Origin of the sequence: Mycobacterium sp. 3519A (assembly GCF_900240945.1) — a bacterium.
Lineage (GTDB): Bacteria > Actinomycetota > Actinomycetes > Mycobacteriales > Mycobacteriaceae > Mycobacterium.
Map to the genome: position 1 here is coordinate 1,336,705 of NZ_OESG01000014.1, position 19,676 is coordinate 1,356,380.

The 19,676-nt window shown below is 66.7% G+C and carries 23 protein-coding genes and 1 tRNA gene; 9 read left to right on the forward strand and 15 right to left on the reverse strand.

Annotated features, from left to right (window positions below):
* Positions 1 to 11: 11 nt before the first annotated feature.
* Positions 12 to 410 carry a GtrA family protein gene (locus C1A30_RS27295; RefSeq protein ID WP_101952917.1) on the reverse strand — a complete coding sequence of 133 codons (399 nt, stop codon included), beginning with the start codon at positions 408 to 410 and terminating at the stop codon, positions 12 to 14.
* Positions 411 to 434: 24 nt separating this feature from the next.
* Complete coding sequence (locus C1A30_RS27300; protein WP_101951403.1) at positions 435 to 1,847, reverse strand: PLP-dependent aminotransferase family protein; 1,413 nt, start codon at positions 1,845 to 1,847, stop codon at positions 435 to 437.
* A 49-nt stretch (positions 1,848 to 1,896) separates the two neighbouring features.
* Here C1A30_RS27300 and C1A30_RS27305 point away from each other — a divergent pair, with 49 nt between their 5' ends.
* A complete protein-coding gene (locus C1A30_RS27305; RefSeq protein ID WP_101951404.1) occupies positions 1,897 to 2,364 on the forward strand; it encodes a carboxymuconolactone decarboxylase family protein in 468 nt (155 codons plus the stop codon).
* On the forward strand, positions 2,361 to 2,804 hold the full coding sequence (locus C1A30_RS27310; RefSeq protein WP_101951405.1) for a carboxymuconolactone decarboxylase family protein: 444 nt from the start codon (positions 2,361 to 2,363) through the stop codon (positions 2,802 to 2,804). The genes C1A30_RS27305 and C1A30_RS27310 overlap by 4 nt, the downstream gene beginning before the upstream one ends.
* Here the strand turns inward: C1A30_RS27310 and C1A30_RS27315 are convergent.
* Positions 2,801 to 3,445, reverse strand: coding sequence for a phosphatase PAP2 family protein (locus tag C1A30_RS27315; RefSeq protein ID WP_101951406.1), 645 nt, complete (start codon positions 3,443 to 3,445; stop codon positions 2,801 to 2,803). The two genes, C1A30_RS27310 and C1A30_RS27315, sit on opposite strands and share 4 nt — an antisense overlap.
* A gap of 32 nt (positions 3,446 to 3,477) precedes the next feature.
* Here C1A30_RS27315 and C1A30_RS27320 point away from each other — a divergent pair, with 32 nt between their 5' ends.
* Positions 3,478 to 4,206 carry a phosphotransferase family protein gene (locus C1A30_RS27320; protein WP_101951407.1) on the forward strand — a complete coding sequence of 243 codons (729 nt, stop codon included), beginning with the start codon at positions 3,478 to 3,480 and terminating at the stop codon, positions 4,204 to 4,206.
* A 246-nt stretch (positions 4,207 to 4,452) separates the two neighbouring features.
* Here C1A30_RS27320 and C1A30_RS27325 read toward each other — a convergent pair whose 3' ends face one another.
* On the reverse strand, positions 4,453 to 4,776 hold the full coding sequence (locus tag C1A30_RS27325; RefSeq protein ID WP_101951408.1) for a zf-TFIIB domain-containing protein: 324 nt from the start codon (positions 4,774 to 4,776) through the stop codon (positions 4,453 to 4,455).
* Positions 4,773 to 5,399: a TetR family transcriptional regulator gene (locus C1A30_RS27330; protein ID WP_101951409.1), complete on the reverse strand. Its 627-nt coding sequence runs from the start codon at positions 5,397 to 5,399 to the stop codon at positions 4,773 to 4,775. Before C1A30_RS27330 ends, C1A30_RS27325 begins: the two co-directional genes overlap by 4 nt.
* Before the next feature lie 92 nt (positions 5,400 to 5,491).
* On the opposite strand from C1A30_RS27330, the gene C1A30_RS27335 reads away from it, so the two are divergent.
* Positions 5,492 to 6,010, forward strand: coding sequence for an isoprenylcysteine carboxylmethyltransferase family protein (locus C1A30_RS27335; RefSeq protein WP_101952918.1), 519 nt, complete (start codon positions 5,492 to 5,494; stop codon positions 6,008 to 6,010).
* Here C1A30_RS27335 and C1A30_RS27340 read toward each other — a convergent pair.
* The 5 genes from C1A30_RS27340 to C1A30_RS27360 are packed head-to-tail and all read right to left on the reverse strand — an operon-like array spanning position 6,007 to position 11,062.
* The gene (locus C1A30_RS27340) at positions 6,007 to 6,837 is read right to left on the reverse strand and encodes an ABC transporter permease (protein ID WP_101951410.1); all 831 of its coding nucleotides are present in this window, start codon (positions 6,835 to 6,837) and stop codon (positions 6,007 to 6,009) included. The two genes, C1A30_RS27335 and C1A30_RS27340, sit on opposite strands and share 4 nt — an antisense overlap.
* Complete coding sequence (locus C1A30_RS27345; RefSeq protein ID WP_101951411.1) at positions 6,834 to 7,766, reverse strand: glycosyltransferase; 933 nt, start codon at positions 7,764 to 7,766, stop codon at positions 6,834 to 6,836. Before C1A30_RS27345 ends, C1A30_RS27340 begins: the two co-directional genes overlap by 4 nt.
* Positions 7,759 to 8,595, reverse strand: coding sequence for an ABC transporter ATP-binding protein (locus tag C1A30_RS27350; RefSeq protein ID WP_101951412.1), 837 nt, complete (start codon positions 8,593 to 8,595; stop codon positions 7,759 to 7,761). The genes C1A30_RS27345 and C1A30_RS27350 overlap by 8 nt, the downstream gene beginning before the upstream one ends.
* Before the next feature lie 6 nt (positions 8,596 to 8,601).
* A complete protein-coding gene (locus C1A30_RS27355) occupies positions 8,602 to 9,102 on the reverse strand; it encodes a bacterial proteasome activator family protein (RefSeq protein WP_101951413.1) in 501 nt (166 codons plus the stop codon).
* 16 nt (positions 9,103 to 9,118) lie between these two features.
* Entirely contained in the window at positions 9,119 to 11,062 is a 1,944-nt protein-coding gene (locus C1A30_RS27360) for a DUF6541 family protein (RefSeq protein ID WP_101951414.1), read from the reverse strand.
* Positions 11,063 to 11,186: 124 nt separating this feature from the next.
* Between C1A30_RS27360 and C1A30_RS27365 the strand changes: the two genes are divergently transcribed.
* The gene (locus C1A30_RS27365) at positions 11,187 to 12,383 is read left to right on the forward strand and encodes a cysteine desulfurase-like protein (RefSeq protein ID WP_101951415.1); all 1,197 of its coding nucleotides are present in this window, start codon (positions 11,187 to 11,189) and stop codon (positions 12,381 to 12,383) included.
* Here the strand turns inward: C1A30_RS27365 and C1A30_RS27370 are convergent.
* Positions 12,380 to 13,354 carry an NAD(P)H-quinone oxidoreductase gene (locus tag C1A30_RS27370; protein ID WP_101951416.1) on the reverse strand — a complete coding sequence of 325 codons (975 nt, stop codon included), beginning with the start codon at positions 13,352 to 13,354 and terminating at the stop codon, positions 12,380 to 12,382. The genes C1A30_RS27365 and C1A30_RS27370 overlap by 4 nt on opposite strands.
* Positions 13,355 to 13,433: 79 nt before the next feature.
* On the opposite strand from C1A30_RS27370, the gene C1A30_RS27375 reads away from it, so the two are divergent.
* Both C1A30_RS27375 and C1A30_RS27380 read left to right on the forward strand, forming a co-directional pair.
* Positions 13,434 to 13,946 (forward strand): MarR family winged helix-turn-helix transcriptional regulator, encoded by a 513-nt coding sequence (locus C1A30_RS27375; protein ID WP_101951417.1) that lies wholly within the window; start codon positions 13,434 to 13,436, stop codon positions 13,944 to 13,946.
* Between the two features lie 42 nt (positions 13,947 to 13,988).
* Positions 13,989 to 14,075: transfer RNA gene (locus tag C1A30_RS27380), tRNA-Ser, on the forward strand.
* A 283-nt stretch (positions 14,076 to 14,358) separates the two neighbouring features.
* On the opposite strand, the gene C1A30_RS27385 is transcribed toward C1A30_RS27380, so the two are convergent.
* Entirely contained in the window at positions 14,359 to 15,756 is a 1,398-nt protein-coding gene (locus C1A30_RS27385; protein WP_235010226.1) for a PLP-dependent aminotransferase family protein, read from the reverse strand.
* 43 nt (positions 15,757 to 15,799) lie between these two features.
* On the opposite strand from C1A30_RS27385, the gene C1A30_RS27390 reads away from it, so the two are divergent.
* Positions 15,800 to 16,207 (forward strand): hypothetical protein, encoded by a 408-nt coding sequence (locus C1A30_RS27390; RefSeq protein ID WP_101951419.1) that lies wholly within the window; start codon positions 15,800 to 15,802, stop codon positions 16,205 to 16,207.
* A complete protein-coding gene (locus C1A30_RS27395) occupies positions 16,207 to 17,139 on the forward strand; it encodes an NAD(P)-dependent oxidoreductase (RefSeq protein ID WP_101951420.1) in 933 nt (310 codons plus the stop codon). Before C1A30_RS27390 ends, C1A30_RS27395 begins: the two co-directional genes overlap by 1 nt.
* Here the strand turns inward: C1A30_RS27395 and C1A30_RS27400 are convergent.
* From C1A30_RS27400 to C1A30_RS27410, 3 genes are all read right to left on the reverse strand, one after another.
* Positions 17,105 to 17,605, reverse strand: a complete 501-nt coding sequence (locus C1A30_RS27400) for an isoprenylcysteine carboxyl methyltransferase family protein (RefSeq protein ID WP_101951421.1) — start codon at positions 17,603 to 17,605, stop codon at positions 17,105 to 17,107. The two genes, C1A30_RS27395 and C1A30_RS27400, sit on opposite strands and share 35 nt — an antisense overlap.
* Before the next feature lie 5 nt (positions 17,606 to 17,610).
* The gene (locus C1A30_RS27405) at positions 17,611 to 18,717 is read right to left on the reverse strand and encodes a type III polyketide synthase (RefSeq protein WP_101951422.1); all 1,107 of its coding nucleotides are present in this window, start codon (positions 18,715 to 18,717) and stop codon (positions 17,611 to 17,613) included.
* 131 nt (positions 18,718 to 18,848) lie between these two features.
* Positions 18,849 to 19,673 carry a crotonase/enoyl-CoA hydratase family protein gene (locus tag C1A30_RS27410; RefSeq protein WP_101951423.1) on the reverse strand — a complete coding sequence of 275 codons (825 nt, stop codon included), beginning with the start codon at positions 19,671 to 19,673 and terminating at the stop codon, positions 18,849 to 18,851.
* Between the last annotated feature and the right edge of the window lie 3 nt (positions 19,674 to 19,676).

Here is a 19,676-nt window from a genome sequence, read left to right on the forward strand (position 1 = left end):
GCGGCGGGGGCTCAGCGCAGCCGGAAAATGACCGCCCGCTGGATTATGAAGTTGATCACAGTCGCCGTGCCCTGGGCGATGACGAAGGCAACAAGTACCGCCCACGCCTTGTAGTCGAACAGGTGTAGGACGAAATGGTTCAGTCCGACCTGCACCGCGAAGGTCACGCCGTAGAGCACCATGACCGCGATGAACCGGGCGGTACTCGGCTCGGCCTGAAACGTCCAGCGCCGGTTGATCAGGTAGGCCGTGATGGTCCCGAACACGAAGCTGATGGCCTTGGCCAGGTCGACCTGTAGGCCCACGGCCTTGTAGAGCAGCATATAGAGACCGAAGTCGACGACCGCCGCAATTCCGCCGGTGACTAGGAAGCGCCACACCTGGGTTTTCAGCGTCAGGTTCGCGGACATCAAGGGCTCGGCCACCCGGGCAGCTTAGCCAGCCAAGCTGCTGGCCCTCAGCACCGTGCACAGCGCCTCCACCGCGGCGGCGAACGCGTGCTCGGAGGGCGCGGCGAAGCCGACGACGATCCCGTCGCGGTCGGGGACGTCCTGGCCGGCCAGCGGATGGCGCATCCGTGACAACCCATGCAGCGCGATGCCTGCCTCCCCGGCCCGACGCAGCACCTCGGGTTCGCTGCCGTCGGGAAGTGTCAGCAGCGCGTTGACACCGGCGGCAAGGCCGCTGATCTCGACGTCGAAGCCCCTCAGCGCCTCGACGAGGGCGTCGCGCCGCCGTCGGTATCGCGCCCGCATCTTGCGGATGTGGCGGTCGTACTGGCCGCTGCTGATGAAGTCGGCCATGGTGAGCTGGCTGATCGCGTCGACGTAGAACTGATGGCCGCCCCCGGCCTCGATCACCGGTTCGATGAGGTCCTCCGGCAGCGCCATCCAGCCGATCCGCAGCGTCTGCGACAGGGCTTTACTCGCCGATCCCAGGTATGCGACATGGTCCGGGTCCAGCGCCTGCAGCGCGCCGATGGGCTGTCGGTCGTATCGGAACTCGCCGTCGTAGTCGTCGTCGAAGATGTAGCCTCCCGTGCGCTGCGCCCATTCGACGACGGCCGTGCGCCGCGCTGGATGCAGTGCGACGCCCTGCGGGTTGTGATGGGCGGGGGTGAGCACCACCGCGCGCACGTCGAGAGCATCGAGATCGCTTACCACGGCGCCGTTTTCGTCAAGGCCGATCGGCAGGGTCGATACCCCGATGGCGGAGATGGCGTCGCGGAAGATGTGCAGCGCGTAAGCCTCGACGGCGATCGGTCCGCCGACGGCGCGCGCCAGCAGTTCGATCGCATGCCGGACGCCGGCACAGATCACGATGGACTCCGCCGAGGTGCGCACGCCGCGAGCCCGGGTGAGGTATTCGGCGAGGGCCCCGCGAAGTTCGGGCCGCCCGCGCGGATCACCCATCCGCAGCGCATCGGTGGGCGCGTTCGTCAGGGCCCTGCGGGTCGCGGCCACCCATGCGGCGCGGGGAAACTCCGACACGTCGGGCGAACCGGGCATCAGGTCGTGGGTTGGGACGACGCGAACACCGCGCGGGATCGCGGGCGCGCCGGTGCCTGCAACGTTGACCACCCATGTGCCGGCGCCCTGCCTGGACGCGAGCCAGCCTTCTGCGACCAGTTCGGCGTACGCCTCGGCAACGGTGTTACGAGCCAATCCGAGGTCGGCGGCCAGGGTGCGCGACGGCGGCAGCATCGTGCCGGGTGTCAGGCGACCGGAGCGCACGGCGTCCCGCAGGGCGGTGAGCAGCAGTTCCCGCGCACCGCGGGTGCCGGGCGTGATGGTCGGCCCAAGATCGAGATGGAGATCACGGCTCCCCGAATTGGCCCACGATTCCATAGTGAAATTGAACCATGTAGATGGGACTTTGACGGCTAGCGTCGACGGTATGACAACGACACTGGACAGCTTGGCCACCGGCCGGCTGAGGATCTACAAGACGTCGCCGGAGTTGTACGACGCGATGATGGCGCTGAGCACCGCGGCGGCGAAGGACGTCGAACCGGAACTCGGCGAGCTGATCAAGATCCGCGCCTCGCAGATCAACCACTGCGCGTTCTGCCTCGATATGCACACGCGCGACGCCCGCAAGCACGGCGTCAGCGACCAGAAGCTGGACGTGCTCGCGGCCTGGGAAGAGGCAGGCGACTTGTTCACCGAGCGTGAGCGCGCGGCGCTGGCGCTGACCGAGGCCGTCACCGAACTCGGCAACGGCCATGTTCCCGACGAGGTGTATGCAAGGGCCGCAGCGGTTTTCACCGAACGTGAGCTGGGTCAGGTGATCGCGATGGCGGTCACGATCAACGCGTGGAACCGCATCAACGTGACCATCCGCCTCGAACCGCCGCGCCGATGAGCCGCCGGATCAACCTGAACCGGGTATCGCCCGAGGTGTACGAGGCGATGGTGACGCTGAACGCCGCGGCGGCGAAGGACCTCGACCCGGATCTGGCCGAGCTGATCAAGATTCGGGCGTCGCAGATGAACCACTGCGCGTTCTGCCTCGACATGCACAGCACCGACGCCCGCAAGCGCGGGATCAGCGAGCAGAAGCTGACCCTGTTGCCTGCCTGGCAGGAGGCCGAGGGCGTCTACACCGAGCAGGAGCAGGCGGCGCTGACGTTGACGGAGGAGATGACCGATCTCACCCGCCACCACGTCTCCGACGAGGTGTACGCCCGTGCGGCAGCGGCGTTCTCGGAACGTGAGCTGGGTCAGGTGATCGCGATGGCGCTGACCATCAACGCGTGGAACCGCATCGGGGTGACCACACGCCTGCCGCTGCCGAAGCACTAGGGCGGGGCCGGTTTGGGGTCGGGCAGCAGCGCCGCGCCTGCGAAAACGGCGCTGCACCCGAGAAACACCCCGCCCAACGTGTCCGAGAACCAATGGGCACCCAGGTAGATACGGGTGGCGGCCACGATAGCGGTGACGACGGCGATGCCCAACCAGACGAGGACATGGCGGGGTTTCGCGCCGAACGCGATCGCCACGATGCCCAACAGGGACACCGCCGCAGACACGTGGCCGGACGGGAAGGTGTGTTCGGTGAGATGAGCTGGGCCCTGTGGATGGGCGGCGGTGATGATCTGCTTGCCGACGGTGCTGCCGATGCCGACCACGCCGACCGTCGCAACCACCACTAACCCCGTCCAGACCGATCGACGTACGACCGCGATGACCAGCGCCGCCGCCAACGTCGCAGGCACGACGAAGATCGGCGAGCCGATCTGCGTCAAGGTGAGCGCCACCTTCGTCCGCTCGGGCGCGACGTGGGGATGCACACGCGCAGCGACCGCACCGTCGAGCCAGACCGCGTCACCGCCTTCGCGAATGTTGTAGGCCACCGCCAGGAGCAAGGCGAAGAAGATCGCCGACGCCATCAGGCACAGCGAGGACCGCAGCCAGAACGGCAGTGCGGGCGGGCGTTCGCTCACGGCGACAGTTTGCCGTATGTGATGGTCGATGGGTGCGAACCCGATCCGGTGCAGACGTGGTCGTCGACGGCGACGTGGTCTACAAAGTGCACCGGCCCGGCACCGATCCGCGTGCGCTGGCGACGCGCCTGCGCATCGCCGCGGGTTCGGCTTCGTTGCTGTCGCCGCTCGACGTGACGCCCGAGCGAGTCGGCATCCGGTGGCGCACCCGCTGGCCGATGGTGGAAACCGTTGCACCACAACCGGATTGCGCGCCGTGGGCAGACGCCGGACGGCTGTTGGCGCAGCTGCACAGCGAACCGACGACGGTCCGGCTGCCGCACGGCTGGCCGCAGCGGCTGCGACGCATGCTGCGTGCCACCGATGACGCCGTCGTCCGGCGCGCAGCGGCCGAGTTACCCACCGAGGCGTGGCGGGCGGGCTCACCGGACCGGCCGTCGACGTTGGTGCACGGTGACTGGCACCTCGGTCAGTTGGGCAGGCGCGCCGGATCGTGGCTGCTGATCGACGTCGACGACCTCGGCGTCGGCGATCCGGCGTGGGATCTCGCAAGGCCCGCGGGATTCTGGGCCGCCGGGCTCATCCCCGACGTCGACTGGGCCGCGTTCCTGACGGCGTACCGCGAGGCAGGCGGCTGCGCAGTGCCGCACGGTGACCCGTGGCCGGTGCTCGAACCGTTCGCCCGCGCGGCTGTCGTGCAGGCCGCCGCGCATCATCCCGACGACGAGATGCTGCGCGAGGCGTGCGAGCGAATGCTCTAAGCCCGACCGGCGGCCTCGAGGATGCCGACATCACGTTCGAGAATCGATGTCACAGTCGGAAACCCCGACGTGAGTTCGCCGCCGCGGCTGTGCAGCCGCTCCCGCTGCTGCGGTGTCAGCGGATCGGACAGTTCCCGGTTGGTCCAACTCCATTCGTTGGCGTCGTCGATGATTCCCTGGATCGCTCTGGTCAGGTCGGGATCCGGCGTCGGGACTGCGGCGGGAAGCTCGTCGATGCGCCGTCGGCTAGCTGGAGAAGAACAGGCGGCCGAATCCCTGCTTGCGGTAATGCTTGTTGCCGCGATGGCCCCAGCCCGGGCCGTAGTCGTAGCCGTGCTGGGCGGGCGGCGGGGGCGGGGGAGCAGCCTGTACGAACCGGTTCTCCATCTGAGTGAGCGCCTCGAGTTCGCCGAAGTCGAGAAAGATGCCGTGGCAGGTGTCGCATTGCTCCAGGTGGATGCCGTTGCGCTCGTAGGTCTTCATGACGCCTGCGCACTTCGGGCACAGCAGCGTGTTGCCCACGCTGGGAGACGGAGCGGACTTCGGTGGTTCGTATGGCGGGATGCTCATAAGTCCTCAACGGTCGAGTGTCCTGTGAAGTGCCTGGGACCCGTCAGGTAGCGCTCCACGGTCGGGCCCACCCATGCGACCAGTTCGTCGACGCTTGCCGACGCCATCGGTTCGATCCGCAACTGGTAGCGCGCGAACGCCAACCCCATCAGATGCGACGCGACGAGTTCGACGCGCAGCACCGCATCGTCGACGCCGAACTCCGACGCCACCCGGTCGGCGACCGGACCGGCCAACGTGTCGTGAAGTAGCTTGCGCGCCAACGGTTGATCCGCCGCCGAGCGCCACACCGTCAACAGCGGTTCGAAGGTGTCGCCCTCGTCCCAGCGTTCGATGAACCGCCGGACCAGGCGCACACCGATGTCGTCGCGGCCGCCCTCGAGCAGGGCCGGCAACTGGTGCAGCGGATGCTCGGGGACGTCGATCACCGCTGCGGCGAACAGCCCCTCCTTGTTGCCGAAGAAGTAGTAGACCATCGCGACGTCGACACCCGCATCGCCGGCGATGCCGCGGACCGTGGCGTTCTCGTAGCCGTGTTTGAAGTGTTCGCGCGCCACCTCGAGGATGCGCTGCTTGCTCAGTTGGCCCGTCCGCCACCTGCCGGTTTTCCGGCTTTCCGTCATGGGGAGCAGCGTACTTCAACACCTGTTGACGTTTGTCGGACACGAAGCGTAGCGTGCTTCTTCAGCAACCGTTGAAGAAGGAGGTATTCGAGATGACACGTCGACGGCTGTGGTGGCGGCATCTGCTTTCGGCCCTGTTGGCGCCGGTGATGATGACGGTCTTCATCCCGTGGGCCATCGCGGCGGCCACCGGCGTCCAAGCGCCGGACCTGAGCACCGCCAGAGGCCTGACGCTCGTCACCGCCGGAGGCCTGTTGATCGCCGCCGGACTGGCCATGTTGGTGTGGACCGTCGTGCTGTTCGACCGCGTCGGTGAGGGCACGCTGGCCATCGGCTCACCGGTGAAACTGGTTGTCCGCGGCCCGTATCGACACGTCCGAAACCCGATGATGACGAGCGTGTTCGGCATTCAACTCGGCACCGCGATCGCCTTCGCGTCGCCATGGCTGTTCGGCTGGTTCGCGTTCTTCTTCATTTGCGTGCTGATTGCGATCCGGACCGTCGAGGAGCCGCACTTGCGCAGGCGCTTCGGCGCCGACTACGACGAGTACCGGCGACACGTTCCGCGGTGGATCCCCCGACCCACGGCATGGGAGCCGAGTCGCGTTTAGACCCAGTACGGCACGCGCGCCCGGTACTGGCGCATCGCCAACGCGGCGAACATCCAGCCGACCACCGTCAGCACGATCACCACCACCCAGTGGTGTAACTCCTGATCCGCGCCGAGCAACGGCGCCCGGACGATGTCGAGGTAATGCAGCAGAGGGTTCAGTTCGACGATCCTGGCGTATGAGCCCGCACCCTGCTGCTGCAGTGTCGACTCGTTCCAGATGATCGGCGTCATGAAGAACAACAACTGCACAAGGCTGAACAACAGCGGGCTGATATCGCGATAACGGGTGGCCAGAATGCCGAAACAGATTGACACCCAGACCATGTTCAGCACGATCAGCCCGAGCGCGGGGATGACGGCGAGGTCGGTCCACTTCCACGGCTTGGGGAAGATGATAGCGATCGCGACGAAGATGATGATGTTGTGCGCGAACAGGATCACCTGCCGCCACACCAACCGGTAGACATGCACGCTCAGCGGCGTCGGAAGTTGTTTGATCAGACCCTCATTGGCGACGAACACCTCGGCGCCTTCCAGAATCGAGGCGTTGATCAGGTTCCAGATGATCAGGCCCAGCGTGACGTAGGGCAGATGCTCCGCAAGTGGGAGCTTGAACAATTTCGAGTACAGCAGGCCCATGGCGATTGCCGTCGCGCCGGTGGCGATCGTGATCCAGAACGGGCCAAGCACCGAACGCCGGTAACGCTGCTTGATGTCCTGCCAGCCCAGGTGCAGCCACAGCTCACGCTTGCCGAATCCGGCGACGAGGTCTCCCCAGGCGCGGCTCATCGTGCGCGACTGCGCCGCCGCATCGGTGAACGTCATCTCTTTTTCCCGTCGCTTCGCTCGCCCAGGTGTGCAGGCCTTTCGAATCTCTCCCGACGCCCCAAGCGCCGCAGCCGAATCCACTCCCACAGGCCCGCCGGGTCGCGTCGCGACACCAGGAAGAACCAGCCGAAGCGCATCCACTCCTGGAAGACCAGCTTGCGCATGCCGGGCTGCGACTGCAGATAACCGCGGTTGCGGTAGGTGAAGAACCGCTTGGTGGCGTTGTCCGGGTACTGGGTGTGCATCCGGCCGCCGAGGATCGGAATGAACTCGTCGCTGCCCTGCGGGTGCAGATAGCTGGTCTGCAGGCAGGTGCCGAACGGTAGGCCGGTGCGCAGCAGCCTGCGGTGCAACTCGGTTTCGTCACCGCGCAGGAAAAGTCGTATGTCCGGTACGCCGACGGCTTCGAGCGTCGTGGCTCGAAACAGCGCGCCATTGAACAAGTGCGCGATTCCAGGCAGGAGGTCATCGGTTGGCGCCGTGCGGATTTCGTCGACGCGACGCCGCCAGACCAGACCACGCCGCAGCGGAAACGCCAGCAACGCCGGATCGTCCATATCGCAGATCATCGGCGACACTTCGGCCAGTCCGTACTTCTGCGCGCATGCCTGCAGCGTGGCAAGCACTTCGGAGTCCGCGGGCCGCCCGTCATCGTCGGCCAGCCACACCCAGTCGGCACCCAAGGCCAGGGCATGCAGCATGCCCAACGCGAAACCGCCTGCGCCACCGAGATTCCGGCGTGAACCGAGGTAGGTCGACGCGATCGGCTGGGCGTTCACGATCTCGCGGACCCGCGGGTCGTCGTCGTTGTCGACCACCACCAGGTGGTCGGGCGCCCACGTCTGCGCCGACACTGACTCCAGTGACTTCGCCAATTCGTCGGGGCGCCGATGCGTGACCACGACCGCACACACGGTCTCAGTCATGTGTCGCGGTGCTGTCTGCTCGTCGCCCAAGCGGCTCATCGCCCTCTCGCGCGTTCTCCTCGAGCACCTCGTGCACGTGCCTGGCCGCGTCATCACCCTCGTAGGCCCGTACGACGTCCTCGATGCCGCCGGTCATCTTGATGGTGCCGTGGTCGATCCACATCGCGGTCTTGCACAGCCGCGCTAGAAATTCGTTGGAATGGCTTGCGAACACCAGGATTCCGGACCGCTCGACCAGATTCTGCAGCCGCGTCTGCGCCTTCTTCAGGAAGTCGGCGTCCACCGCGCCGATGCCCTCGTCGAGCAGCAGGATCTCGGGGTCGATGCTGGTGACCACGCCCATCGCCAACCGCACCCGCATACCGGTGGAGTAGGTGCGCAGCGGCATCGACAGGTAGTCGCCGAGTTCGGTGAACTCCGCGATCTCATCGACCTTGGCCAGCATCTGCTTTCGCGTCTGGCCGAGGAACAACCCGCGGATGATGATGTTCTCGAAACCCGAGATCTCCGGGTCCATTCCGACGCCGAGGTCGAACACCGGCGCCACCCGACCGGTGACCGTGGCCACCCCGCGGGTGGGTTCGTAGATGCCGGACAGCAGCCGCAACAGCGTCGACTTTCCGGCACCGTTGTGCCCCACCAGCCCGACCCGGTCACCCAGTTCGAGCGACATCGTGATGTCGCGCAACGCCTCGATGACGACGACGTTGGACTCGTTGCGCCCGATCGCGCCGCCGGCCTTGCCGAGGAACGCCTTCTTCAGCGAGCGCGTCTTCGCGTCGAAGATCGGGAACTCCACCCACGCGTTGTGGGTCTCGATGTGGACCACGCTTGTCTACAGGTACTGACCGGTCCCGCCGCCGCGCTGGCCGGGGACAGCGACGCCGGGCGGCAGCGCGCCCTGGCCACGCATCTGCTCCAGTTGCTGCCGCGCGGCCATCTGCTGGGCGAACAGCGCGGTCTGAATGCCGTGGAACAGCCCCTCGAGCCAGCCCACCAGTTGCGCCTGGGCGATGCGCAACTCGGCGTCGGAAGGAACGGCGTCTTCGGTGAACGGAAGCGTGAGCCGTTCGAGCTCCTCGCGCAGTTCGGGCGCCAACCCGTCCTCGAGCTCGCGAATGCTGGTGCGGTGGATCTCGCGCAGCCGGTTGCGGCTCGCGTCGTCCAGCGGTGCGGCGCGCACTTCCTCCAGCAACTGCTTGATCATGGTGCCGATCCGCATGACCTTCGCGGGCTGCTCGACGAGGTCGGTCAGCGACTTGTTGTCGCCCTCCACTTCATCGCCGGAAGTGCCGCTGATGATTTCGATGTTGTCGTCGTCTGTGTTGGCAGTCATTCCTTCTGCGTTCCCTCTAGTTCCCGCGCCATTCGTAGATTCGGGCCTCGCCGTTGTCGTAGATCTTCTCCCACGACCGTGACCTATCTAGCGACACTAGCCCGTCGGGCATGACGAACCCGCGGACCACCGGTGTGCTCGTGACCACGTAGCGGACGTTGAGCGCCTTGACCGCCTCGGCCACCCGCGGGTCTCGGTCCGCATCGTCGGCATACGCCCACAGAATGAATCGGTGGTAGCCCGGCCCCTGCTGGACGGGGTAGTCGTAATGCGTCCACAGCGGATGCAGGTTGGCCACCGCGTACATCCACGCCGTGCCGTCGGTGTTTGCGTTGCCGATCAGGGTGTCCCGGGCCCCCGGCAGGGTGGCCAGGTACGCCCACGCCTGCAGATCCTTGGCGTCGACCATGATCCGGTCGTACTTCTCGCCGAACAGAAACTGGGCCCGCGGTAGATACGCGAGCCCGATGCCGACGCTGACGGCCACGACGATGGCCGCCGTGGCCGCGTGCCAGGCGCGTGGACCGCCTCTCCCGATCACCTTGTGCGCGCCGGCCACCACCACGGACGCCAGCGTGAACACCCCGATGCCGGCCGCGGCCGCCAGCAGCATCGTGACCACCGCCGAGAGCCGACGCGGATCGCTGTAGAACAGGTCGCTGAACTTTCCGGTGAGCGCGCCGATCGGCCCGCCGAACGGCGCCGACGAATGCACGATCGCCACCACCAGCAGCGCCCACACCGCCAACGGCCACCACACCCGTCGCACGATCAGCACGATCGCCCCCACGGCCGCCAGGATGATCAGCACCCACTGGATGGGGAAGTCGTTGAGGTGGCGGGTGTGCTGCACGACGGCGTCGATCAGTCCGCGCTTCTTGCCCTCATGTGTGACGAACGCATGCCCCGCGATGATCTCGGCCTCCTGCAGCACGCCGAGGAACTGGGGCAGCAGCAGCGCCAACGCAGGCACCCCGATGATCAACAGCGTCACGAAGTCGGCGGCGCGCCCGCGGACGGGGCGCCACAACGCGTCGAAGAGCCACCACCCGCCGATGAACAGCACGGTCACCACGCCGCCGGTGATGTGCACGGAGAACACGCCCAGCAGTGCCAGCACCGCCAACGGGATGCGGTCGCGGTGGCGCAGCGACGAGACCACCAACAGCATGGTCGGCACAGCGAGGCCGTAGGCGGCGAGATTGGGCATCGACGCAACGTCGAACTCGACGTACGGCAGCGCGGTGAACGACGCCGACAGCGCGGCCGCGGCGGCCGCGGCGCCCGCCACACGGAATTCGTCGGTCCGGCCGCGCAGCAGACGCCACGTCAACGCCGCGGCGCTGACCGGGAACAGCCAGATCGACGCGGCCAGCGAGCTCAGCGTGTAGGCGGTGGTGGGCGCGGCGCCGGACACCTGGCTGAACACCGCGGCCAGCGCATGGAACGTCGACGGGTAGTACAGCGCTTCGTGGGTCTCGACGTTGCGCAACTCACCCATGTGGGTCGGCGACGCCTGGCCGGTGTCGAGGATGAAGCGAATCGTGTTCGCGTGCCAAACCGAATCCCAGTTACTCGGAATCGACTGCCAGTTCGGCATGCCCCGAACCGCCGCCAACCCGATCAGCAAGGCGCCCAACAGCACACCAGCGGCCACCACGAGCGCGGGCCCGCGACTTGCCGCCCGAGCCTCGGCGTCGACGTCGCGAACACGGGCCAACACGACCCGCAAACCCGTCGCGATGCCGGTGACGACGGCCAGAGCAAACAACGCCGTCCAACCGTTCCACGGGATGCCGAGTGCGCCATACGGAACGATCGCAAGCGCGACAATGCCGTAGGTCAGCGCCGGACCGACCGCGACGGCGGTTGGCCAAGTTAGCCGAGCGACGCGTGCCACCACTGCCCCGGGAATCACCAGCAACAACAGTGCAATTAGCACTCCGAACCCGAAGCTCACTGGACTAGTATGGCTGCCCAGGTGACTCGGTCCGGGCACGGCATGGGCAGCGACAGGGCGCGGCCGGGCATCCGCCAAAATCGTCTCGGTTTGTGAACTCACAGACGCTCTAAGGTGGACTGGCATGGCATACGACGTCGCCCGGGTGCGCGGTCTGCACCCGTCTCTGGGCGATGGCTGGGTGCACTTCGACGCACAGCACGGCATGCTCCTGCCGGACACCGTCGGCCGGGCCGTCTCGACCGCCTTCCGCGGATCGATGCCGACCCCAGTCGGACCACACCCGTCGGCGAAACGCAGCGCGGCGGTGCTCGACGCAGCGCGCCAGGCGGTTGCCGATCTGACCAACGCCGATCCGCGGGGCGTGGTGCTGGGATCCGATCGCGCTGTCCTGCTGACCTCACTGGCGGACGCGTCGTCGTCGCGGGTGGGTCTCGGCTACGAGGTGGTGGTGACCCGTCTCGACGACGAGGCGAACATCGCCCCGTGGTTGCGGGCCGCCAACCGCTATGGCGCCAAGGTGAAGTGGGCCGAGGTCGACATCGAGACCGGCGAACTGCCCGCCTGGCAGTGGGAGGGCCTGATCTCCGCGCCCACCCGTCTGGTCGCGATCAGTTCGGCCTCCTCGACGCTGGGCACGCTGACCGAGTTGCGACCCGTCACCAAGCTGGTGCACGAGGTCGGCGGTCTGGTGGTCGTCGACCATTCGGCGGCGGCGCCGTACCGGCTCATCGACATCCACGAGATCGACGCCGACGTGGTGGCGGTCAACGCGATGGCGTGGGGCGGTCCGCCGATCGGCGCGCTGGTGTTCCGGGACCCGTCGCTGATCAACTCGTTCAGCTCGGTATCGCTGAACCCCTATGCCACCGGCCCCGCGCGCCTCGAGGTGGGCACGCATCAATTCGGCTTGCTCGCAGGCGTTGTCGCGAGCATCGAGTATCTGGCGGGTCTCGATGAGTCGGCGCAGGGCTCGCGGCGCGAACGTCTTTCGGTGTCAATGCAATCCGCGTCGACCTACATGAACCGCGTGTTCGACTATCTGCTGGCCTCGCTGCGGTCGCTGCCGACGGTGATGGTCATCGGCAGACCGGAGGCGCACATCCCGGTGCTGAGCTTCGCGGTTACCGACGTGCCCGCCGAAAAGGTGGTGCAGCGACTGGCCGACAACGGCGTCCTGGCGATCTCCAACGTGAGCTCGCGGGTGCTGGATGTCATCGGGGTCAACGACATTGGCGGTGCCGTCACCGTCGGGCTGGCGCACTACTCGACGACCGCGGAGGTCGATCAACTGGTCCGCGCTCTGGCCTCGCTAGGTTAATCCTCAACGCGCAGTAGGATTTTCCCGGAAACCTCGCCCGAAGCGAGCAGCTCGTGGGCGGCCTTGGCCTCTTTGATCGGGAACTCGGCGCCGATGATCGGGCGCACCTGACCGTCGGCGATCATCGGCCAAACGTTGGCGACCACTTCGCTGACGATCTCGCTCTTGCTGCCGGGGCCACTGACCGGACGCGACCGAAGTGCCGTGGCGATGACACCCGCACGCTTGCCGAGCAGCTTGCCGATGTTGAGTTCGGCCTTGACGCCGCCCTGCATGCCGATGATCACCAACCGACCGTCGGTGGCGAGCGCGTCGACATTCCGGTCGAGGTACTTGGCGCCCATGATGTCGAGGATCACATCGGCGCCACCCTCGGCGCGTACCCGTTCGACGAAGTCCTCGTCGCGGTAGTTGATGGTGATCTCGGCACCGAGTTCGGCGCAGAGGTCCAGCTTGTTCTGCGCACCCGCGGTGACGGCCACCCTGGCGCCAAGCGCGCGAGCCACCTGAATGCCGTGCGTGCCGATGCCGCTGGCTCCGCCGTGGATCAGCAACAATTGGCCGGCCTGAAGGCCCGCAGTCATGACGAGGTTCGACCACACGGTGCACGCCACTTCCGGCAAGCCGGCGGCATGATGCAGCGGTACGTCACCAGGAATCGGCATCACCTGACCGGCGGGCACAGCGACGAATTCGGCGTAACCGCCGCCCGCCAGCAAAGCACAGACTTGTTGCCCGATCGCCCAGCCGGTGACCCCGGCACCGACCTCTGCGACGGTTCCGGACACCTCGAGACCGAGCGTCTGACTGGCTCCGGGAGGGGGCGGATAGTTGCCGGCGGCCTGCAACAGGTCGGCACGGTTGATCCCCGCTGCACTCACTTTGATGAGGACTTCACCGGAATCCGGGGTGACGTCGGGAACTTCTTGCCAGGTAAGTTGATCGGCCGACTCGGCCACGATCGCACGCATCGGCTCAAACCCTACTACGGACTGAATACAGTCTGGGTTTCTGTCCCGCAGCTATGCTTGCCTGCTTTACTATAGCGAAATGGAGGGGATGATTGCCGGGCGCACTGCCAGTGATATGCCTGGTTTAGATATCGCTGAACAGAGGTCGTGGCAAAACTTCCTCGACTCAGCACTGCGAATGTATGCGACCTTGAACCGGTCGCTGGTGGACGCACATCACTTGACGCTCAACGACGTGCGGCTACTCGATATCTTGGACAAATCCGCGACCGGGTCGGCACGGATGGGGGATCTCGCCGACGCGCTGATGTCATTGCCGAGCCGGGTGACCCGGCAGATTCGGCGACTGGAACTTCAGGGTCTGGTGCGCCGCGGTGCCAGTCCCGACGACGGCCGGGGTGTGCTCGCATCGATCACCGACGAGGGGCGCACGGCGGTGGCCGAGGCCATGCTGACCTACGGCCAGGGGGTGCGCGCACACTTCCTCGGCAGATTGTCTCGCCCGCAGATCGCTGCGATGGGCGAGAACTGTCGACGGATCAGCGTGGCCCTGAAGGCAGGCGCACCGCCGGCCAAGCTCGGTCGCGTCTAAGCCCGTCGCGCCGCCTGACACCCACCCCGTACCCTTGTCGGCGGTGGCGTGGCAGAGCGGCCTAATGCACTCGCCTTGAAAGCGAGAGACGGCTAACACCGTCCGGGGGTTCAAATCCCTCCGCCACCGCTTTGCTGAAATTTACGCTTGCGAAAGTTGCATCAGCAAAAGTCGCTCTGATGAATTCATTGAGTAGCGCCGGAATCACGATCAAACCGGCGTAGCCTCTCTAGCTCGCGCACTCGCAACGGATGGCCGGTCGACCGCGACGATCCCGGAGCCGCAAGCTATGGGCGGCAGGCACGGCGGGCGCGGTCGGCGCGGGCTCAACTGATCCCGGTGGAGGCTGCGGGGGTGGAAGTAGCTGCGGCGGCGGCGGGGGATGTGGCGGCGGCTGCGGTGGCGGCTGACGTCAACGAACGGCCCGGCCCAACGCCTGCACACCGGCCATGATCTGCGACTCCGTCAGGTTGGCATAGCCGAGTATCAAACCCGGTGGCGCCGCGGCGGGTTCGGCGAAACACGGTGCCAGCGGTTCGACCCTGACGCGCATCGCGGCCGCGCGATCGACGAGTTCTGCGATCGGAAAGCCGTCTCCGAACAGCACTGTCAGGTGCACGCCTGCGGCCGCGCCGAGCACCGTCGCCTCGGGAAGGTACTGGGACAGCGCCTGTAGCAACGCATTCCGCCGCGTCAGATAACGGCGGCGCATCTGCCGCAGGTGCCTGTCGTAACCCCCGGAGTCCAGCAGTTTGGCGAACGCGATCTGATCCATCACCGAACTGCCAGTGTCGGCGAGGCCTTTGGCGAACCTCACCGCGCCGACGACGTTCGCGGGCAACACCATCCACCCAATGCGCAGGCCAGGAGCCAGGGTCTTGCTCGTCGAGCCCAGGTACACCACGCGGTCGGGGGCGATGCCCTGCAACGCGCCGACCGGTGTTCGGTCGTATCGGTACTCGGCGTCGTAGTCGTCCTCGATGACGAGGTGACCTGCCCGCGCCCACTGCATCAGGGCTGCGCGCCGGGTGGGGGACAACACCACACCCGTCGGCGACTGATGCGCAGGTGTGGTCAGCACCGCGGTGGCATTCGTCGCGGCCAGTGCGTCGATATCCAGGCCGTCGTCGTCGATGGCCACCGGGACCGGATCGATCCCGTTGTGTTGCAACACCATTCGATGCAGCCAGAAACCGGGATCCTCCATCGCGATCGTGTGTTCGGGCAATGCGGCGGCCAGCAGTGCAATGGCCTGGGTCGCGCCGGAGCACAGCACGATGTGGTCAGGGTCCGCGAGTACACCGCGGGTGCGCCGAAGGTAGTCGGCCACCGCGACGCGCGCCGAGCGCAGGCCCTGCGGCGCAACGTATCCGAATGCCTGCGACTCGATTTCGGTCAAGCCCTGCCGCAGCGCGCGCAGCCAGGCATCACGCGGGAAGCTGCCGAGATCCGGCGACCCTGGCGCGAAGTCGATGTCGAACGGCTTGGTGGTCTCGCTGGCGTCGCGCCGCAGGGCGGGTGCGATGTCGACCGCCGCCACCTGCGTGCCGGACCCATGTCGGCTGAGCAGGAACCCCTCGGCCGTCAACTGGCTGTACGCGTCGACGACAAGCCGGCGCGACACGCCCAAGTCGGCAGCCAGGACCCGGGTGGACGGCAGCTTGGTCGTCGGCGTCAAGCGGCCCGCGCGGATGGCCTCGCGCAGACCGTTGGCGAGTTGGCGGTGCAGCGGTTCCGGCGCGGCGCGATCGAGTTCGACCAGAAGCTCCGGCCCGGCCGGACCAGAAGTGGTACCCGAAATCTTCCTCAAAGTGGTGCCTAACTTGAGGCCAGTCAACATCTAGCGTGAACCTATGACGACCACACCCATCCGCACAAGGACCCGTTACGTCGAGGTCGTTCTGGTGGTGTTCGGCTTGTACTCGGTGATCCTCGGGCTCTTCATGCTCGTCGCCCCTGGCACGTTCTTCGACACGTTGGGCAACTTCGGTAGTCGCAATGACCACTACATCTTCGACAACGCGTCGTTCGAATTCCCGCTCGGCCTGATGATGCTCGGCGCGCTGCGCTGGCCGTCGTGGCGGGTACCTGCTCTGGCGTTCGCCACGCTGCACTGGGCGCTGCATGCGCTCAGCCACATCGTCGACCCCCACCACGCCGCGGGTGAGTCGATCGGCTGGCTGGAGGCCGCCGGCTTGGTGGTCGCCACCGTGTTCCTCGCAATTGCGTTGCGCGCCAGCCTCGCCGAGGAGAAGGGCTGATGCGCGTCCTGGTGGCCGGCGCGACCAGCGTGCCGGGCCGTCCGCTGCTGAAGGAGTTGACCGCGCGCGGCCACGACGTCGTCGGACTGACCAGGGAGCCGTCGAAGACCTCGCAGATCGAACAGGCTGGTGCCAAGCCGATGGTGGCCGACGTCTTCGACGCGGAGCGCATCGACGCCGTGGTCGCCGAGATCGGACCCGACGTGGTGGTCAGCCTGCTGACCACGCTGCCGAAGCGAGGACCCATGCGGGTCAAGGACTTTGAACCGGCACGCGCGCTGTGGGGCCGCGGCGCGCCGAACCTGGTGGCCGCAGCGCAACGCGCGGGCGTGCGCAGGCTCGTCGCGGAGTCGGTGATCTTCGCGTACGGCTATCCGTCCACCGGCCCCGCGCTGATGGACGAGTCCGACCCGTATCCCGGCCCACCGCCTCCTGGCGGCGAGGCGATGCTGGCGGCGCTACGCGACATGGAGCGGACCGTGCTGACCTCCGGCCAGCACAGCGACACCGAGGGAATCGTGTTGCGCTACGGCGCTTTCTACGGTCCGGGTGTGCCGCACACCGAACTGTTCACCCGGTTGGTGAAGCTGTCCGCGATGCCCGCTGTGACCGGCACGGGCATCGTGTCGTGGATCCACATCGACGACGTCGCGAGGGCGACGGCCGACGCGGTCGACAAGGGCCGCGGCGGCCAGATCTACAACATCGTCGACGATCGCCCGCAGTCGTTCGGCGATTACATCCGTGAGATGGCCGCCGACCTGCACCGGCCGAAGCCGGTGCAGGTGCCGCGACGGCTGTTCGGGCTCGTCGCGCCGTATGCAGCAGTGGCGTTCGGCGACACCTGGTTGCCGTTGTCCAACGCGAAGGCCAAGGCGGAACTGGGCTGGACGCCCGTCACGCGTAGCCCAGCGCTGAGTTCTCGGCCCTGATCCGCACGTTGAGCACCAGCGCGTTGGCGATGCTGAACACGATCGCGGTCAACCACGCCGAGTGCACCAGTGGCAGTGCCGCCACCTCCGCCGCCACCGCGGTGTAGTTGGGGTGGTGCATGAACCGGTAGGGGCCGCGGTTCACCAGCACCGCACCGGGAATGACGATGAGCCTCGGGTTCCAGTGCTTGCCGAGCGAGGCGACACACCACCACCGCAACACGGTGCTGAGCGCCACCACGCCGACCATCGGCCAGCCGAGCCACGGCAGGAACGGCCGATGGAATACCGCCACCTCGGCGATGCACGACACCAACAACAGCGTGTGCATGCCAACCATCACCGGATAGTGGCCCTGACCGAATTCCTTGCCGCCGTTGGCAAATGACCAATTGGCGTTGCGCCGAGACACGACGAGCTCGACAAGCCGCTCGGCCGCGATGACCAGAATGAACAAGTAGTACATGGCGGCTACCAGGCCAGTAGAAGCAGTTCGAAGCTGAAACCCGGTCCCATCGCCAGCATTACACCGAGCGACCCTCGTGGCGGCGACGTCGCAAGTGTGCGATGTAGGACGTCAAGCACCGACGCCGAGGAGAAGTTGCCGTTGTCCCGCATGGATTCCCGGCTGTGCCGGACCGCTTCCGGCGGTAGGCCGACAGCACGCTCGATCGCGTCGAGCACCTTGGGGCCGCCGGGGTGGCAGATCCACGTGTCGATGTCGTCCTTGGTCAGGCCATGCTCGGCGAGGAAGCTGTCGACCTCGTCGCCCAGATACCGATCGGCCATGTGCGGCACGTCGCGGGACATCACCAGACCGAAGCCGCTCGAGCTCACGGTCCAGCCCATCACGTCGACGGTGTCGGGGAACAGCCGGCTGCGGGTGGCCAGCACGGACGGTCCCGGATACGCCGTGGGCGCCACCGGAACGCGGTCGGATCCCGTGACGACGACGGCGGCAGCGCCGTCGCCGAACAGGCATGCCCCGATGAGTGCGGGGATGGACATGTCGTCGCGCTGCAGCGTCAGTGAGCACAACTCGACCGACAACAGCACCGCGACGTGGCCCGGGAAGCCACGCAGGTAGTCGTGGACGCGCGCCATGCCCGCCGCGCCCGCGACACAGCCGAGCCCGAACAACGGGATGCGCTTGATGTCCGGCCGGAATCCGATCCGCGACGCCAACCGCGCGTCGACGGTCGGCACCGCGACACCGGTGCTCGACACCATCACGATGGCGTCCACCTCGTTCGGCGGGACGTGGGCCGCCTCGAGTGCCGAGCGCACGGCCTGCTCACCCAGCTCGACGGCCACCTCGACATAAGCCGTGTTGGCCTCGGTGAATCCGGTCAGCTCGGGATAGCGGGACAGCGGCAGCGCCAGGCTGCGGGTCTGCACCCCGCTGGTCTGCGCGAATCGGGCGAACTCCGGCCCGAGACCGCTGGTGAGTACACGCGCTACTTCGTCTTGGTCGTAGCGGTGGCTGGTCAATGCAACCGCAGTGCCTGCGATGTGCGGAGCGCCGGTGCGCTGCTCCGCGATGTGCTCCATGGAGATGGAGTGGGTTGTATCCGTCATACCCACCTATACGGAGCAGCCCGGCCAAAGATTCAAAACAACGGCTAATAAGTGACGCTAAACACTTCTTTTCTCGAACCGAGCCAATTCATTGCCGGTGTCCAGCGTGTTCGCAGGTAGAGGCGGATAATTTATTCGCCTGTGAATTCGGGTTTGCGTTTTTCGAACGTCGCTTTGAGACCCTCAGCCAAGTCTTTTGACGGCAGAAAAGCCGAATTCCATGCCGCCACGTAGCGCAGGCTCTCCGAGACGCGGGCGATGCGTTGCTGATCCAGCACGTCCTTGACGCCGTTGACCACCAGCGGCGGATTGCCGGCGATTTCGGCCGCCGTCGCGTGCGCCGCGGCCAGCGAGGCCGCCGCGTCGGGGTGGACGTCGTTGACAAGACCGATCTTCTCGGCGCGCGCGGCGTCGATGTCCTTGCCCGTCAGGGCCAACTCACGCAGGTGCCCGTCGTTCAGGATCAACGGCAGCCGCGCCAGGCTGCCCACGTCGGCGACGATGGCCAGCTTGACCTCGCGCACCGAGAATTTCGCGTCCGCACTGGCGTAGCGGATGTCGACGGCCGAGATCAGGTCGACGCCGCCGCCGATGCACCAGCCGTGTACCGAGGCGATGGTCGGGGTGCGGCAGTCGGCGACCGCGTTGATCGCGCCCTGCATCCGCAGGATGGTCTGGTGGAAGTCGGCTCTCGGCCGCGCCGACGCGCCGCCGGCGAGCACCTCGGAGAGCGACCCGCCCATCGCGGGCAGGTCCAACCCGTAACTGAAGTGTTTTCCCGAACCGGTCAGCACGATCGCCCGCACGTCCCGATCGGCGTCGAGGCTAGCGAACACCTCGGGCATCTCGGCCCAGAATGCCGGTCCCATCGCGTTGCCCTTACCGGGACCGACCAGCGTCACCTGTGCGACGTGCTTCTCGATGTCGACGGTGACGGATTCATAGGTTTCGCCCATGAA

Excerpts from the sequence above, each read along its gene's own strand:
- C1A30_RS27295 (WP_101952917.1), bottom strand. The coding sequence starts at position 410 with ATGTCCGCGAACCTGACGCTGAAAACCCAGGTGTGGCGCTTCCTAGTC.
- C1A30_RS27300 (WP_101951403.1), bottom strand. The coding sequence starts at position 1,847 with ATGGAATCGTGGGCCAATTCGGGGAGCCGTGATCTCCATCTCGATCTT.
- C1A30_RS27305 (WP_101951404.1), top strand. The coding sequence starts at position 1,897 with ATGACAACGACACTGGACAGCTTGGCCACCGGCCGGCTGAGGATCTAC.
- C1A30_RS27310 (WP_101951405.1), top strand. The coding sequence starts at position 2,361 with ATGAGCCGCCGGATCAACCTGAACCGGGTATCGCCCGAGGTGTACGAG.
- C1A30_RS27325 (WP_101951408.1), bottom strand. The coding sequence starts at position 4,776 with ATGAGCATCCCGCCATACGAACCACCGAAGTCCGCTCCGTCTCCCAGC.
- C1A30_RS27330 (WP_101951409.1), bottom strand. The coding sequence starts at position 5,399 with ATGACGGAAAGCCGGAAAACCGGCAGGTGGCGGACGGGCCAACTGAGC.
- C1A30_RS27335 (WP_101952918.1), top strand. The coding sequence starts at position 5,492 with ATGACACGTCGACGGCTGTGGTGGCGGCATCTGCTTTCGGCCCTGTTG.
- C1A30_RS27340 (WP_101951410.1), bottom strand. The coding sequence starts at position 6,837 with ATGACGTTCACCGATGCGGCGGCGCAGTCGCGCACGATGAGCCGCGCC.
- C1A30_RS27345 (WP_101951411.1), bottom strand. The coding sequence starts at position 7,766 with ATGACTGAGACCGTGTGTGCGGTCGTGGTCACGCATCGGCGCCCCGAC.
- C1A30_RS27355 (WP_101951413.1), bottom strand. The coding sequence starts at position 9,102 with ATGACTGCCAACACAGACGACGACAACATCGAAATCATCAGCGGCACT.
- C1A30_RS27365 (WP_101951415.1), top strand. The coding sequence starts at position 11,187 with ATGGCATACGACGTCGCCCGGGTGCGCGGTCTGCACCCGTCTCTGGGC.
- C1A30_RS27370 (WP_101951416.1), bottom strand. The coding sequence starts at position 13,354 with ATGCGTGCGATCGTGGCCGAGTCGGCCGATCAACTTACCTGGCAAGAA.
- C1A30_RS27375 (WP_101951417.1), top strand. The coding sequence starts at position 13,434 with ATGGAGGGGATGATTGCCGGGCGCACTGCCAGTGATATGCCTGGTTTA.
- C1A30_RS27390 (WP_101951419.1), top strand. The coding sequence starts at position 15,800 with ATGACGACCACACCCATCCGCACAAGGACCCGTTACGTCGAGGTCGTT.
- C1A30_RS27395 (WP_101951420.1), top strand. The coding sequence starts at position 16,207 with ATGCGCGTCCTGGTGGCCGGCGCGACCAGCGTGCCGGGCCGTCCGCTG.
- C1A30_RS27400 (WP_101951421.1), bottom strand. The coding sequence starts at position 17,605 with ATGTACTACTTGTTCATTCTGGTCATCGCGGCCGAGCGGCTTGTCGAG.
- C1A30_RS27405 (WP_101951422.1), bottom strand. The coding sequence starts at position 18,717 with ATGACGGATACAACCCACTCCATCTCCATGGAGCACATCGCGGAGCAG.
- C1A30_RS27410 (WP_101951423.1), bottom strand. The coding sequence starts at position 19,673 with ATGGGCGAAACCTATGAATCCGTCACCGTCGACATCGAGAAGCACGTC.